The following is a 13,403-nucleotide window of genomic DNA, read 5'->3' on the forward strand; positions in this document are numbered from 1 at the left end:
GACCTGGGCGGCGGGTTCCAGCATCCGCCGCCCGCTCGTTCCCCCGTCCACATCGGTGGAGAACGCGACCTTTTTCTGCGCGTCCAGCGCATCGCGCTTCGCGCTCAGCCCCTGGGAAAGCTTCCGCACCGCCCCATGGCACCGTGCGTATCAACGTCCCCCGCAAAGGAGCGGATGCCCATGTCGGGCACCGCCAGTTGACGAACGCTCTAAACTGTCCCACCCTCCGCCTCGCAAAAAACCGAGGGGGGTCCCGACAAGGGGCTGAGATACCGACGGCCGTTCCGGCAGCGCGGTGACCCTTTGAACCTGATCCGGGTCATGCCGGCGAAGGGACGGGTCAACGCCACCATTCCGTGGCGTCTGCGCTGCTCCTCCTCGCTCATTCCGGATCTCCAACAGGCGAGGAGATCCTCTGTGAACAAGCCCATCCTTCCCGCGGATTTTTCGTCCGCCGAAATCACCACCGGCCCGCTGCCCGCCTCGCGCAAGGTCTACATGGAGAGCACGCGTGCGCCCGATCTGCGGGTGCCGGTGCGCGAGATCACGCTGACCGATCCGGCCGAGCCGGCGGTCCGCGTCTACGACACGTCCGGCCCCTACACCGACCCTGCCGTGCAGATCGATCTTGAAAAGGGCCTGCCCCGCACCCGCACGGACTGGGTGCGCCAGCGCGGCGGCATCGCGGCCTATGACGGGCGTCTCATCAAGCCGGAGGACAACGGCAATGTCGGCGAGAGCCACCTCGCCCGCGCCTTCCCGCTCCAGCACCAGCCCCTGCGCGGCGAAGGCGACGCGCCGGTCACGCAGTTCGAATTCGCCCGCGCCGGCATCATCACGAGGGAGATGATCTACGTCGCCGAGCGCGAGAACCTCGGTCGCCAGCAGGCTCTCGAGCGCGCCGATGCGGCCTTGTCGGACGGCGAGAGCTTCGGCGCCGCGTTGCCCGCCCACATCACGCCGGAATTCGTGCGCGACGAGATCGCCCGCGGCCGCGCCATCATCCCCTCCAACATCAACCATCCGGAACTGGAGCCGATGATCATCGGCCGCAATTTCCTGGTGAAGATCAACGCGAACATCGGCAATTCCGCCGTCTCCTCCTCGGTGGCCGAGGAAGTGGAGAAGCTCGTCTGGGCCATCCGCTGGGGCGCGGACACGGTGATGGATCTCTCCACCGGCCGCAACATCCACAACACGCGCGACTGGATCATCCGCAATTCGCCGGTGCCGATCGGCACGGTGCCGATCTACCAGGCGCTGGAAAAGGTCGGCGGCGATCCGGTCAAGCTCGATTGGGAGGTCTACAAGGACACCCTCATCGAGCAGTGCGAACAGGGCGTCGATTACTTCACCATCCACGCCGGCGTGCGCCTGCCCTACGTGCCGCTGACGGCCAGCCGCATGACGGGCATCGTCTCGCGCGGCGGCTCCATCATGGCCAAATGGTGCCTCGCCCATCACCACGAGAGCTTCCTGTATGAGCGCTTCGACGAGATCTGCGATCTCATGCGCAAATACGACGTCTCGTTCTCGCTGGGCGATGGCCTGCGCCCCGGCTCCATTTACGACGCCAACGACCGCGCCCAGTTCGCGGAGCTGGAGACGCTCGGCGAGCTCACGCAGATCGCGTGGCAGAAGGGCTGCCAGGTCATGATCGAGGGCCCCGGCCACGTGCCGATGCACAAGATCAAGATCAACATGGACAAGCAGCTGAAGGAATGCGGCGAAGCCCCGTTCTACACGCTCGGTCCGCTCACCACCGACATCGCACCGGGCTACGATCACATCACGTCTGGCATCGGCGCGGCCATGATCGGCTGGTTCGGCTGCGCCATGCTCTGCTACGTCACGCCGAAGGAGCATCTCGGCCTGCCCAACAAGGCCGACGTGAAGACAGGCGTCATCACCTACAAGATCGCCGCCCACGCCGCCGATCTCGCCAAGGGCCACCCCGCCGCGCAGCTCCGCGACGACGCCTTGTCGAAGGCCCGGTTCGATTTCCGCTGGGAAGACCAGTTCAACATCGGCCTCGACCCGGACACCGCGCGCGAATTCCACGACGAGACCTTGCCGAAGGAAGCGCACAAGGTCGCGCATTTCTGCTCCATGTGCGGCCCGAAATTCTGCTCGATGAAGATCACGCAGGATGTGAGGGACTACGCCGCTACGTTGAACGAAAAACAGGAAGGCATGGACGCCATGAGCGAGAAATTCCTCTCCCTCGGCGGCCAGGTCTATGTGGCGGAAGACGCGGTGAAGGAAAGCAACACTGCTCTGGGCTGAACGTTCGGCGAGGCTGGTTCACACGCCGGCCTCGCCTACATGATGGCGACGACACATCGGAGATCGTCATGGACATCACCCGCAACGGCACCCGCCCGGCCAATCCCGGCCCGGCCGATTACTTCACCGGCAAGGTCCGCGTCGAAAATTTGGTCGAAGCGCCGCAGCCGGCCCGCGTGCGCGCCGCCAACGTCCGTTTCGAGCCCGGCGCCCGCACCTTCTGGCACACCCACCCGCTCGGCCAGACTATCATCGTCACCGAAGGCACCGGCTGGGCGCAGCGCGAAGGCGGCCCGGTCGAGGAAATCCAGCCCGGAGACGTGGTGTGGTTTCCGCCGGGAGAAAAGCACTGGCACGGCGCCAGTGCCGACAGCGCCATGACGCACATCGCCATCCAGGAAGCGCAAGACGGCAGCGCCGCCGACTGGCTGGAAGAGGTGGCCGTCGAAGATTACCGCGCCGGCGGCTGATCGCCGTCAGCCCAGCAAGCACTCGCGCGCGGGCCGATATTCCCCGGCGGCGAAGGGGGCGTTGATCTCCACCTCCGAGTTCAGCGAGGCCCCGTAGCCGTCGCGAAGCGCCTTCAGCATCAGATCGGCCAGCGCCTCGAAATCCGGGGTCCGGTCGGCCTCGATTCGTTGCCGGTAATTCCCCTCGTCCCCATCGCCATCGAAGCCGAGGCGGCGGAGCGCCACAAGGCCAGCTTCGCTCACCCGGAAGGACGGGGCCTCTCCCGGCTTCGCCGTCCACACGCCGGATTCCGCCTCGCAAAGAACATGCTGGCCCTGGAACAGACACTGCACATAGCCATGCTCGGGCGGCAGCAAGGACAGGACGAGGAAGCGGTCCCGATCCGCCGTCACCTCGAAGATGGAGGCGAGACGGCCGGCAATGTCGCAGCGGTGCGCATCGACGAAATCATTCTGCGGGCTCGCCGCGGCCATGCCAATACCTGCCATCGCCGCCAGCGCAACCGACCCAAACCATCTGCCGCCCATCGCCCGCCCCCGGCACCGCATCCCGGCAAGGGGATAGCATAAGAAAGGCCGGCGTTTTCGCGCCGGCCTTTTACCGCTGTCTCCCGATCCGGCGTCAAACATGCCGGCCGGAGATGCCGCCTCACATCGCCTTGTCGATCTTCTTGATGTGCTCCTGATGCTCTTTCAGCGTCGGCAGCGTCTTCGCGGCGAAATCCTTGAGCTTCGCGTCCTTCGCCTCGTCGCTGTATTTCGTGAACAGCGCCACCGCCTCGTCGTGCGCCTTCACCTGCGCATCGACGTAAGCCGCGTCGAACTTCGCGGCATCGGTGTCGCTCAGCTTTTCCACCATGGTCTTGTGGGTTGCGTCCAGCTCCTTGGGAGCATCCGGCGCCACCGCCATCATCTCCTGCCCGGCCTTGGTGTGGTCGGTGACCATCTGCTGCGCGAAGCTCTTCACCTCGGCATTCTGCGCCTTCTGCACCGCGATCTTGCTGGATTCGATCTCGAACATATTCGAGTTCGCCGCCTTTGTGACGAACACATGATCCGGCCCGGTCTTGTCCTGCGCATGCGCGGCGGTGCCGAGCGTAAGCGCCGCAAAGCTAGCGGCGATAACGAACTTGTTCATTGGGGTTCCTCCCGTTTGGTGGGAGGACAACCGTTGAGGGTGGTGGGGTGTTCCGCCTGCTAATAGCGTGTAACAGAATTTATCTTAAGAGTAAGGAGTCACTGTCATGCTTGATGAAACTAGTGTGCTCACCTCGTCTTGACTAAGCCTTTTATGATCTTTTGTTATGCGTGAAACTGCAAAATCTATTTCTTGAAGAAGGGCGCAAGTCCAAGATCCATAGGTCATAGGGTCAGCTACAAGTTTTTTTCCGTGTTTGTTGGCATGTCGCACACCTGTTCCAACGTTAGCTAGTTGTCCCAGTGACTTAAAGTGCTTCAAGTCCACCTCTAGATCATCTGCCATTTCCTTTTTCGAAATGTTCATTCCATCTTCTAACCATTCAAAAGCTCTATAAATAAATATAAACGCCTCTCTGGGATGAAGTAGAGAGAACATCAGATCTTCGATTGCTCTGCGAAGCCCTGGATTATATAAAATCAGCGATATCCACTTTCTCAGTTCATCGTGTTCAAATTTCGCATGTATCCGTTCTATCTGTGGAGCATAATCTTCAAGATCAAGGTCAGTTATCATATTGGAGCTGCTAGCAGCTTCAATAAGGACCGACCCTTTGAGGTTAGCTTCAAATAAACCTCCTTTCGCCATAAACAATGCCGCTGTAAATCGATCGACGATCCATCGACTTTTTGCACTATGATCTAAAAGGTCAATTGGCTGAGCAGAGGGAACGTGTGACGTGTAGAGTCTTGTTCCTCCTGCCGATATCACGATACTTCCTGTATCATCCAACCGCGGTGTACGAACGTTCACCTTCGGAACAAAAAGGCCTGCACGGCTTTTCATTTCGAAAATACCTAGAACGACCTTCATCAAGCCTCCCAATCATTATTGATTTAGACGTCCCCACAACTCCACCCCCTCAACCCCAACCTTATTCACCGCCACCGAAACCGCCCAAATCTCCAGCAATTCCGCCGGCAGCGGGCACAGCAGGTCCGTCGCGTCGTCGCCCGCCAGCCAGCGCTCCTGATCCTCGATCGGAACGATCACCGGCATGCGGTCGTGGAAGGGCGCGATCAGGCTGTTTGGCTCGGTGGTCAGCACGGTGAAGGTGCGCGTCCATTCGCCCGTCGCGGGGTCTTTCCAGTTCTCCCACAGCCCGGCCAGAGCCATCGGCGTGCCGTCCTTCAGGGCGATGGCATAGGGCTGCTTGGTCTTCCCCTCGCGCCGCCATTCGTAGAAGCCGTCGATGGGGATGAGGCAGCGGCGGTTCTTCGCCCAGGCGCCGCGAAAGGCCGCCTTGATGGCCACGCTCTCGCAGCGGGCGTTGATGAGGCTTGCGCCTATCTTCATGTCGCGGGCGAAATGCGGCACCAGCCCCCAGCGGATGAGATCGAGGCTGTTCTCGCCGCTCGCGGGGTCGCGCCGCACCACCATCAGGCGGTCGGTCGGCGCGCCGTTCCAGCGCGGCGGCACGTTGAAGCGCTCGCCGCGCGACACTTTGAAAAGCCGCCGCACCTGTTCGGGCGGCAAGGCTTGAACGACACGTCCGCACATGGCGGAAAGCATCGGCGGGCCCGCGCCGGTTTACAAGGCGCGGGCCGCGCTGTCTCACGGAGAAAACGGGTTCTTCGTCTCTTCCTTCTTGTACACAGGGCGGTCTTCGTCGCGCGTCGGCTCCTCGCCCGCGGCCCATTCCTTTCCGGTGTCCACCGTGCTGCCCGTGTCGTTGCCACGCCCGGCCGCGCCGCCGCCCACCTCGTCGCGGCCGCCATAGCTCTCGTGCTCGGGCACCGGATTGGCAGGGCTGTCGCCCGTCTGGCCATGGCTCGTCGGCGTCTTGGTCGGATTGGTCATCGCGCTCTCTCCTTTCACGCTTTACGCGCGGACACCCTGTCCGGTTCCGGACGTCGATGCCGAGTTTGAGCCGAACCGGAACAACGCACTCGCCCATCGGTTGAGCCAGGTCCAACCCAGAGAGGTGACGCCATGTTCATGCGCTTAGACAAGCTGCAGACGGAGCTGCCCATACCCAAGGCTCCGAATCCCAACGCAGCCGCCGCGCTGCAGGAATTGCTCGGCGGCAAATACGGAGAGATGTCCACGCTCGGGAACTACATGTTCCAGAGCTTCAACTTCCGCAGCAAGACCAAGCTGAAACCCTTCTACAGCCTCGTCGCCGCTATCACCGCGGAAGAGCTCGGCCATGTCGAGCTCGTCAGCTCGGGCGTGGCCATGCTCAACAACGGCCCCGGCGATCCCACGGAGAACGTCGACATCAGCGATGCCCCCTTCGCCGACATGCAGGACATCCGCCTCGCGGCCTCGTTCATGTCGAATGGCGGCGGCGCCATGCCGATGAATTCGAACGGCGCCTCGTGGAACATGGATTTCGTGACCACGACCGGAAACGTCATCTTCGACCTGCTGCACAATTTCCATCTGGAATGCGGCGCGCGTCTTCACAAGCTGCGCGTGTATGAAACCATGACGGAGCCGACGGGCCGTGAGGTCTGCGGCTATCTTCTGGTGCGCGGCGGCGTGCACGCCCACGCTTATGCTTTGGCGCTGAAGAAGCTGACCGGCGTCGACATCGAGAAGATGCTGCCGACGCCGAACATCAACCTCGACCGCATCCCCGAAAGCCAGAAATATCTGGCCGAGGGCTCGCACCGCCGGCTCTATAATTTCAGCCCTGGCGATTACAAGGAAATGGCCGGCATCTGGGGCAATGGCGAGATGGCCCTGCCGGGCGACCCGCCGGGCGAGCTGGAAGTGGTCGAGGGCATGCCGGATGGCGGCAAGATCCCCGACCTCGAAGGCACGCCCTCGGCGTTCGCGCCGGATTACGCCCCGGAAGAATTCTACGAGATCGCCGCGAAGCTCTATAAAGCCTCGCGTTGATCGTGTGGCGGAGGGCTTCGGCCCTCCGCCATTTTCGTCTTACGCCGCGTCCTTCAGCGTCTGCATGTCGATGACGAAGCGATATTTGACGTCGCTCTTCAGCATGCGCGCATAGGCCGTCTCGATGTCCTGCATGGCGATCATCTCGATCTCGGAGGTGATGCCGTGCTCGGCGCAGAAATCCAGCATCTCCTGCGTTTCCGCGATGCCGCCGATCAGGGATCCGGCCAGCTGCCGGCGGCGGAACACGAGGTTGAACACGCTCGGCGAGGGATGCGGCTCGGAGGGCACGCCCAGCATGCACATCGTGCCGTCGCGCTTCAGGGCTGCGAGGAACGGGTCGAGATTGTGCGGCGCGGCCACCGAATTGAGGATGAAATCATATTTGCCGGCCTCCGCCGCCATGGCGTCGGCATCGCGCGAAACCACCACGTGGTGCGCGCCGAGCTTGGTGGCGTCGTCCTTCTTGTTCGGCGAGGAGGTGAACATCGTCACCTCGGCCCCGAGCGCGGCCGCGAGCTTCACGCCCATATGGCCCAGCCCGCCGAGGCCCACCACGCCCACCTTCTGGCCGGGCCCCACCTTCCAGTGCCGCAGCGGGCTCCAGGTGGTGATGCCCGCGCACAGCAGGGGCGCCACCGCCGCGAGATCGCTCGTCTGATGACGGATCTTCAGCACGAAATCCTGGTCCACCACGATATCGGCGGAATAGCCGCCGAACGTGTTTTCCGAGCCGCCGAAGACGTTGCCGTTATAGGTGCCGATGAAGCCGCACTCGCAATATTGCTCAAGGCCATCGTCGCACGAAATGCACGAGCGGCAGCTGTCCACCATGCAGCCCACGCCGACGATATCGCCGACCGCCACCTTAGAAACTTCGCCGCCCACCTGCGTCACGCGGCCGACGATCTCGTGCCCCGGCACGCTGGGGAAATGAATGCCCGGCCATTCGCCGCGCACGGTGTGGAGGTCGGAATGGCAGACGCCGCAGAACAGGATGTCGATCGCCACATCCTTCGGGCCGGGCGCGCGGCGATCGAGAGTGAACGGCGCAAGCGGCGCCGTGGGCGACTGGGCGGCATAGGCTTTGGTCGTCATGCAAATCTTCCGCGTCTGGAGAAGGGAGCCGAGCTCCCGTCCCGCCTTACTTAGGTTGCAACAATGCTGGCGAAACCACCTGCCCATCCTTTGTGCAGCGCCACGCACGCGTCTTCTGAAAAGCAAAAGCCCCGACAACCAGACGGTTGCCGGGGCCTCAAGGCCTGCTCCGGGGGAAACCCGGCGGGGCTTTACTGCGCGGGCTTGCCGCCTTCGAAGCCTTTCTTCAGCTCCGCGGCCACGGCCGCCTGCGCGTCCTTGGCATCCGCCACCAGCGCGCCCAGGCCGAAAAATTCATGCGTCACGCCGGCATAATCCTTCTCAGTCACCGGCACGCCGGCCTCCTTCAGCTTCCGGGCCAGTTCCATGCCCTCGGTGCGAAGCGGGTCGATCTCGGCCGTCACGATGATGGTCGGCGGCAGGCCGGCCACATCCGCCTTGCCCACGAGGTCGAGGCGCGGATCGGCCTTGTCGGCATCGCTCTTGATGCTCTGCTTCACGAACCATTCCATCATCGGCTTGTTCAGCGGCTGCGAGGCCTCATTCGCCTCGTAGGATTCCGTCTCCACATTGATGCCGGCCACGGGGTAGATCAGCGCCTGCGCAACAGGGGCCTGCAGCTTCTGGTCGCGCGCGGCCAGCGCCACGTTGATGGCAAGGTTGCCGCCCGCGCTCTCGCCGGCCAAGGCCACCTTGGCGGGATCGCCGCCCCAATTCTTCGCATTCGCCAGCACCCATTTGTAGGCGGCGACGGCGTCCTCGTGCTGCGCGGGGAATTTGTTTTCCGGCGCCTGGCGGTAATGGGCCGACACCACGATGGCGCCGGTCTGCTTGGCAAGCGCCCGCGCGCTGGCATCATAGGTATCGAGATCGGCGATCACCCAGCCGCCGCCATGGAAATACAGCACCACGGGCAGCGTGCCGCCGGCGCCTTCCGGCTTGTAGATGCGGGCGGGCACAGGGCCGGCCGCACCCTCGTAATTGACGTCTTCGGTGGTCACGCCCGTCTCAGGCGCATCGCTCATGCCGTTCTTGCGCATCAGCGATTTCGCGGCGTCAGCCACGCTCGGCTGCTTGCGCGCCTCATCCGCGCTCATATCCCCCACGATGGGCTCGGGACCGAGTTCCGCAAGCTCGTCGACGACGCGCTTCATGTCGATGTCGAGATTGGCCATCGGGCTGCCGGTCACGGTCGCAACCGTCTGGTCGACACGGTCCTTCAGAGTCGGCTCGGCGGGCGGCGGGGTCTGGGCGAGCGCCGCGACGGGCAGGATCATCATAGCCCCGGCAAGCAAAGCCGGCTTCAGTGCGGTGCGACGCATGGAATGGGGTTCTTTCCGAAAGGTGCCGCCGGAGATCCAGCAGAATCCGGAACGAACGCGCCGTCTCGGGTGCGGTTCCTCAATTCCCGGAAGGCGGGATCACGTCGTCGAGAGGCCCCGGCTTCAAATTCGCCAGCGGAAAACGATGCACGTCGTGCAAAAGCTCGATGAAGGCCCCCGCCCCGTGCTCCGCCGCCGCCTCGCCCTTCTCCGTGCTGGCGGCGCGCGCATCGCCCAGCACGCCTTCGGAATTGAGATCCTGCGTCAGCCAGCCGAACCCGGCCGGCCGGCCGCTGCGCAGATGCGTGTAGTCGCGCTCCATGTCGCGCGCGGCCGAAGGGAAATCAGCGATACGATCATGCCGCACCAGATCGGGCCGGAACGCCAGCATCAGCGATGTCTCGATCGCCCCGCCATGAACGCCATGCGCGATTTCCTCAGGCGCGAACAATCCGTCCGGATAGCCGAACCGCGCCCATGCCGTCGTCACGGCCAGCATGCCATGCCGCAGGCGCAGTTCCCGCGCCACCACGTCCAGCAGCGCATTGTTGCCGCCGTGCGAGCTCACGAACACGATCTTGCGCACGCCCGTCCGCGCCACGCTCTCCCCAAGGCCGGTCCACACCTTCAGCGCCGCCTCGGCACTCAGCGTCAGCGTGCCCGGAAATCTCTCATGCTCCGGCGAAAGGCCCACATTCTGCACTGGCAGGAACGTCGCCGGCACACCGTCCGGCACCCGTGCCCGCACACGTGCCAGATAGCCCTCCATGATCACGAGATCGGTGGACAGCGGCAGATGCGGCCCGTGCTGCTCGATGGCGGCCACCGGCACCACGGCGATCCAGTCTGCCACATCCGGCGTGCCGAAATCGCCCCACGCCATCTCTTCCCAAAGCCGTCTCGGGCCCTTCATGCCGCCACCCTCTGCCGCGCCGACAGGCGCAGTATCATTTCCACGGCCCGAAGGCTCATCGAGACTGGCATGAACGCGCAGGCCTCGTGCTTCGCCGCCGCCGGCTCCCCCGCGATCACCTGTTCAGGCAACAGCGGCAGGTGCAGGAACAGCGCCTCGCAGCTTCGTCCCGCGGTCGCGGCCTCATGCAGCACGGTGTAAAGCACCTGATTGCAGAGATGCGAGCCGCAATCCTCCGACACCATCGCCGGAATGCCGTCCGCGTTCAGCGCATCGGCCGTTTGCGCCAAACCGGGCCAGCTCGCCTCATGGAGATCCGGCCCACCCTCGATCACCGGAAGCCCCATGATGATCCGGCCTTCGCAATCCGGAACGCGGAAATGGCGACGATTGCGCGCAAAGCGCTCCAGCCCGATGCGGTTGCGGCCCGACGCCTGCCCCATCATCAGCACACGCGAAACGTCCGGGCCCATCGCCTCCGCCAGGATCTCGGGCGCACGCACCGTGTCCACCGGCAGCAGCAGCGTGCGCACCTCTTCGCCCGCCCAGGCGGCCAGCGCGGGTAGGTCGCGCTCCAGCACCCGCAGAAGCGTCTCCGAGGCATTGCTGCCGCCATCGAAGGGGCCGAAGGCCATTATCAGAAGTGTCATCGCGCCGGCACGCTAGGAGGTGCCGACGCCAGGCACAAGGGTTGCCATCATCGCCCTTGACCGCGCCGCACCCTGCGGCCAGCGTGCGCTCCATGTCGCTCGTCCGTCTGTCCCGCATCTCGAAGCGTTTCGCCAACGGCGTTCACGCGCTCGAAGGCTTCGACCTCAATGTGGAAGCCGGTGAATTTCTCAGCTTGATCGGCCCGTCCGGCTGCGGGAAATCGACGGCCCTGCGCCTCCTCGCCGGCCTCGACCAGCCGAATTCCGGAGAGATCGCCCGGACCGGCTCCCGCCCCGGCATCGGCTATGTCTTTCAGGAGCCCACCTTGATGCAATGGGCCAGCGCCTTCTCCAATGTCTGGCTGCCGCTGCGTCTCAAGGGCATTTCCCGCCGCGAGGCCGCGCCCGCTGTCGAGGCCGCGCTCGATCTTGTCGGCCTGCGCGATTTCAGCCGCGCCCGCCCCCGCGAATTGTCGGGCGGCATGAAGATGCGCGTTTCCATCGCCCGCGCCCTCGTCACTCGCCCGGGCCTGCTCCTGATGGACGAGCCGTTCGCCGCGCTCGACGAGATCACCCGCTTCCGCCTCAACGACGAATTGCTCGCCATCCGGCGCGAGCTCGGCTGCACCATCGTCTTCGTCACCCATTCGGTGTTCGAGGCGGTCTATCTCTCCGACCGCGTGGCCGTCATGTCGGCCCGGCCGGGTCGCGTCACGGTCGATCTCCCCATTCCCGGGCCCGCACAGCGCACGGACGCTTTCCGCACCAGCCTCCCCTTTGCCGAGGCGGCGCAGGAGATATCCGCCGCATTGCGTGGCTCCTATGCCAGCGACGGCCTCGACAAAGCCTCGGCCGGGGTCCATTCCTAGCCCTCCTCCGCTCTGCCCCGGTTCGAATTGTCCGCCTCCCCCTCATCCGTTTCGCCGTCCGATCTGGCGGCGGCCCATCGCATGCGCCGCGTCGCCATAGGGCTGATGCTGTGTGCGCTCGTCACCTTCTCGCTGCTCGATTCGACGGCCAAATATCTGGCTCAGCAGGAAAACCCGCTCCAGGTCGCGTGGCTCCGCTACGTCTTTCACGCCGTTTTCCTGTCCATCCTGTTCAATCCATGGACGTCGCCGGGCGTCTGGCGCACACGAAAGCCGGGCCTGCAATTCATCCGCTCAGTCCTGCTGGCGGGCACCACCATCTTCAATTTCTGGGCGCTGTCGGTGCTCCAGCTCGATCAGGCGGTCACCATTGCTTTCGCGACGCCGCTGCTGGTCGCGATCTTCGCCGGCCCGTTGATCGGCGAATGGGTCGGTCGCCGCGAGCTTGCCGTCATCACCATCGGCTTTCTCGGCGTCCTCGTTGTCACGCGGCCGGGCTTCGGCACCTTCGAGATCGCCTTCCTGCTGGCCTTCGCCAATGCGGTGTGCGGCGCGTTCTACAACATCGCCACACGCTTCGTGTCGGCTTATGACGGCGCACGCACCTCCATCGTCATCACCGGCTTCTTTGGCGCCATCGTGCTGATCCCGGTCATGCCCTTCGTCTGGGAATGGCCGTCCAGCCCGTGGATCTGGGCGCTCCACATTCTAACCGGTGTGCTCGGCGCAACGGGCCATTTCCTGCTCGTGCTCGCCCATGGCCGCGCGCCTGCGCCTGTGCTCGCACCGTTCATCTATTTCGAGCTCGCTTTCATGTCGTTCTGGGGCTGGGTCATCTTCGCGGACGTGCCCGATATCTGGACCCTTGCAGGCGGCGCCATCGTCATCGTGGCTGGCCTCTATCTCCTGCTCAACAGCCGTCCGGCCGCTCCATCGGACCCCGTTCTCTGAACCCTTGTTAACGTTCGGGCCGGTGCATGAACACAACCGGCACGAATCAGGAGAACGGAAACGTTCCGCCTTCATTCTCCTGAGGAAACCGGGCTGAAGCGAACAATCTGGAACTCCATCCATCCGGTCTCCAAGCCTCAGGAATCCGCCTCACCTCTGAACGGACGGTCTCATTCCGAGACAACCCCAAAATAGATCGGTCAATCGACGAGACCGGCAACATGCCGTAGCAAACGCCTTCAATCCGGCTTCCACGTCAGCGTTCGAAAACCGCGTGAAATACCGAAATCACGCAAATCGCGACTCGCGTTCACGTCATCGTCTTTACTCGGTCAACCGATTAGAAGTGGGAAGCTCCTGCTCCGGAATTGGCTTCTTCGCAGCGATTGCTCACTTTCGGCCGCCAGCAAGCACCGGCCAGCGTAAGACACCGAGAGGTGCACGGGTCACGAGCTGTCTGATCAGAACAGGGAGAATGCCAGAAGGAACGGAGCACTAACTCCGCAGTCGAGGCAGCCGAAGATGCATCTCGGGATAGAGGTCGCAGCCTGCCTATCAAGTGCCGAAGAGAGGCGAGCAGGCTAGGCGCGGATTCGACGAGCCCGCAGCCGATCTCAGACATCAAACTCTGAACAATTCTTGGCTAAGAGGTCGAATTGCAGGATCAAATGGCGACCTGACCTAAATAGGCAGAACTTACCATGCCTTTGGAGGCGGGCAGGATTGGTCCCCCAGCGTCCCCTCCGCATTGCCCGGTTTTACAAAGCAAAAACCCCCGCTGGATATGTCCATGCGGGGG

At 63.6% G+C, this 13,403-nt stretch carries 14 protein-coding genes and 1 riboswitch; of the genes, 5 read left to right on the forward strand and 9 right to left on the reverse strand.

Annotated elements, in window-relative coordinates; all coding sequences use genetic code 11:
- The first annotated feature begins 234 nt into the window (after window positions 1–234).
- A riboswitch (TPP riboswitch) is annotated at window positions 235–353 on the forward strand.
- 76 nt (window positions 354–429) lie between these two features.
- Window positions 430–2,286: a phosphomethylpyrimidine synthase ThiC gene (thiC, locus tag ACQ6S1_RS05920; protein WP_445040279.1), complete on the forward strand. Its 1,857-nt coding sequence runs from the start codon at window positions 430–432 to the stop codon at window positions 2,284–2,286.
- 68 nt (window positions 2,287–2,354) lie between these two features.
- Entirely contained in the window at window positions 2,355–2,756 is a 402-nt protein-coding gene (locus ACQ6S1_RS05925) for a (R)-mandelonitrile lyase (protein ID WP_445040204.1), read from the forward strand.
- A 6-nt stretch (window positions 2,757–2,762) separates the two neighbouring features.
- Here the strand turns inward: ACQ6S1_RS05925 and ACQ6S1_RS05930 are convergent, their stop codons facing one another.
- The 5 genes from ACQ6S1_RS05930 to ACQ6S1_RS05950 all read right to left on the reverse strand — a co-directional run bounded on the left by ACQ6S1_RS05930 (window position 2,763) and on the right by ACQ6S1_RS05950 (window position 5,754).
- On the reverse strand, window positions 2,763–3,230 hold the full coding sequence (locus tag ACQ6S1_RS05930) for a TY-Chap domain-containing protein (protein WP_445040205.1): 468 nt from the start codon (window positions 3,228–3,230) through the stop codon (window positions 2,763–2,765).
- Between the two features lie 175 nt (window positions 3,231–3,405).
- Window positions 3,406–3,894, reverse strand: coding sequence for a DUF4142 domain-containing protein (locus ACQ6S1_RS05935; protein ID WP_445040206.1), 489 nt, complete (start codon window positions 3,892–3,894; stop codon window positions 3,406–3,408).
- Between the two features lie 84 nt (window positions 3,895–3,978).
- Window positions 3,979–4,767: a hypothetical protein gene (locus ACQ6S1_RS05940; protein WP_445040207.1), complete on the reverse strand. Its 789-nt coding sequence runs from the start codon at window positions 4,765–4,767 to the stop codon at window positions 3,979–3,981.
- A gap of 15 nt (window positions 4,768–4,782) precedes the next feature.
- Window positions 4,783–5,466, reverse strand: a complete 684-nt coding sequence (locus tag ACQ6S1_RS05945) for an SOS response-associated peptidase (protein ID WP_445040208.1) — start codon at window positions 5,464–5,466, stop codon at window positions 4,783–4,785.
- Between the two features lie 42 nt (window positions 5,467–5,508).
- On the reverse strand, window positions 5,509–5,754 hold the full coding sequence (locus ACQ6S1_RS05950) for a hypothetical protein (RefSeq protein ID WP_445040209.1): 246 nt from the start codon (window positions 5,752–5,754) through the stop codon (window positions 5,509–5,511).
- A gap of 132 nt (window positions 5,755–5,886) precedes the next feature.
- Here ACQ6S1_RS05950 and ACQ6S1_RS05955 point away from each other — a divergent pair, with 132 nt between their 5' ends.
- A complete protein-coding gene (locus tag ACQ6S1_RS05955; RefSeq protein WP_445040210.1) occupies window positions 5,887–6,801 on the forward strand; it encodes a manganese catalase family protein in 915 nt (304 codons plus the stop codon).
- A 39-nt stretch (window positions 6,802–6,840) separates the two neighbouring features.
- Here the strand turns inward: ACQ6S1_RS05955 and ACQ6S1_RS05960 are convergent, their stop codons facing one another.
- The 4 genes from ACQ6S1_RS05960 to ACQ6S1_RS05975 all read right to left on the reverse strand — a co-directional run bounded on the left by ACQ6S1_RS05960 (window position 6,841) and on the right by ACQ6S1_RS05975 (window position 10,784).
- Window positions 6,841–7,899: an NAD(P)-dependent alcohol dehydrogenase gene (locus ACQ6S1_RS05960; RefSeq protein WP_445040211.1), complete on the reverse strand. Its 1,059-nt coding sequence runs from the start codon at window positions 7,897–7,899 to the stop codon at window positions 6,841–6,843.
- 191 nt (window positions 7,900–8,090) lie between these two features.
- Window positions 8,091–9,221, reverse strand: coding sequence for an alpha/beta hydrolase (locus ACQ6S1_RS05965; RefSeq protein ID WP_445040212.1), 1,131 nt, complete (start codon window positions 9,219–9,221; stop codon window positions 8,091–8,093).
- 79 nt (window positions 9,222–9,300) lie between these two features.
- Window positions 9,301–10,134 carry a creatininase family protein gene (locus ACQ6S1_RS05970; protein WP_445040213.1) on the reverse strand — a complete coding sequence of 278 codons (834 nt, stop codon included), beginning with the start codon at window positions 10,132–10,134 and terminating at the stop codon, window positions 9,301–9,303.
- The gene (locus ACQ6S1_RS05975) at window positions 10,131–10,784 is read right to left on the reverse strand and encodes a pyroglutamyl-peptidase I (RefSeq protein WP_445040214.1); all 654 of its coding nucleotides are present in this window, start codon (window positions 10,782–10,784) and stop codon (window positions 10,131–10,133) included. The genes ACQ6S1_RS05970 and ACQ6S1_RS05975 overlap by 4 nt, the downstream gene beginning before the upstream one ends.
- A 92-nt stretch (window positions 10,785–10,876) precedes the next feature.
- On the opposite strand from ACQ6S1_RS05975, the gene ACQ6S1_RS05980 reads away from it, so the two are divergent.
- Entirely contained in the window at window positions 10,877–11,653 is a 777-nt protein-coding gene (locus ACQ6S1_RS05980; RefSeq protein ID WP_445040280.1) for an ABC transporter ATP-binding protein, read from the forward strand.
- An 81-nt stretch (window positions 11,654–11,734) separates the two neighbouring features.
- Window positions 11,735–12,604 carry a DMT family transporter gene (locus tag ACQ6S1_RS05985; RefSeq protein ID WP_445040215.1) on the forward strand — a complete coding sequence of 290 codons (870 nt, stop codon included), beginning with the start codon at window positions 11,735–11,737 and terminating at the stop codon, window positions 12,602–12,604.
- Window positions 12,605–13,403 lie beyond the last annotated feature (799 nt).

The organism is Terrihabitans aquatilis (assembly GCF_052542005.1).

What these genes read in the sequence shown, in the direction of transcription:
- ACQ6S1_RS05925 (WP_445040204.1), top strand. Translation starts at nt 2,355, where the DNA reads ATGGACATCACCCGCAACGGCACCCGCCCGGCCAATCCCGGCCCGGCC.
- ACQ6S1_RS05930 (WP_445040205.1), bottom strand. Translation starts at nt 3,230, where the DNA reads ATGGCCGCGGCGAGCCCGCAGAATGATTTCGTCGATGCGCACCGCTGC.
- ACQ6S1_RS05935 (WP_445040206.1), bottom strand. Translation starts at nt 3,894, where the DNA reads ATGAACAAGTTCGTTATCGCCGCTAGCTTTGCGGCGCTTACGCTCGGC.
- ACQ6S1_RS05940 (WP_445040207.1), bottom strand. Translation starts at nt 4,767, where the DNA reads ATGAAGGTCGTTCTAGGTATTTTCGAAATGAAAAGCCGTGCAGGCCTT.
- ACQ6S1_RS05945 (WP_445040208.1), bottom strand. Translation starts at nt 5,466, where the DNA reads ATGCTTTCCGCCATGTGCGGACGTGTCGTTCAAGCCTTGCCGCCCGAA.
- ACQ6S1_RS05950 (WP_445040209.1), bottom strand. Translation starts at nt 5,754, where the DNA reads ATGACCAATCCGACCAAGACGCCGACGAGCCATGGCCAGACGGGCGAC.
- ACQ6S1_RS05955 (WP_445040210.1), top strand. Translation starts at nt 5,887, where the DNA reads ATGTTCATGCGCTTAGACAAGCTGCAGACGGAGCTGCCCATACCCAAG.
- ACQ6S1_RS05960 (WP_445040211.1), bottom strand. Translation starts at nt 7,899, where the DNA reads ATGACGACCAAAGCCTATGCCGCCCAGTCGCCCACGGCGCCGCTTGCG.
- ACQ6S1_RS05965 (WP_445040212.1), bottom strand. Translation starts at nt 9,221, where the DNA reads ATGCGTCGCACCGCACTGAAGCCGGCTTTGCTTGCCGGGGCTATGATG.
- ACQ6S1_RS05970 (WP_445040213.1), bottom strand. Translation starts at nt 10,134, where the DNA reads ATGAAGGGCCCGAGACGGCTTTGGGAAGAGATGGCGTGGGGCGATTTC.
- ACQ6S1_RS05975 (WP_445040214.1), bottom strand. Translation starts at nt 10,784, where the DNA reads ATGACACTTCTGATAATGGCCTTCGGCCCCTTCGATGGCGGCAGCAAT.
- ACQ6S1_RS05980 (WP_445040280.1), top strand. Translation starts at nt 10,877, where the DNA reads ATGTCGCTCGTCCGTCTGTCCCGCATCTCGAAGCGTTTCGCCAACGGC.
- ACQ6S1_RS05985 (WP_445040215.1), top strand. Translation starts at nt 11,735, where the DNA reads ATGCGCCGCGTCGCCATAGGGCTGATGCTGTGTGCGCTCGTCACCTTC.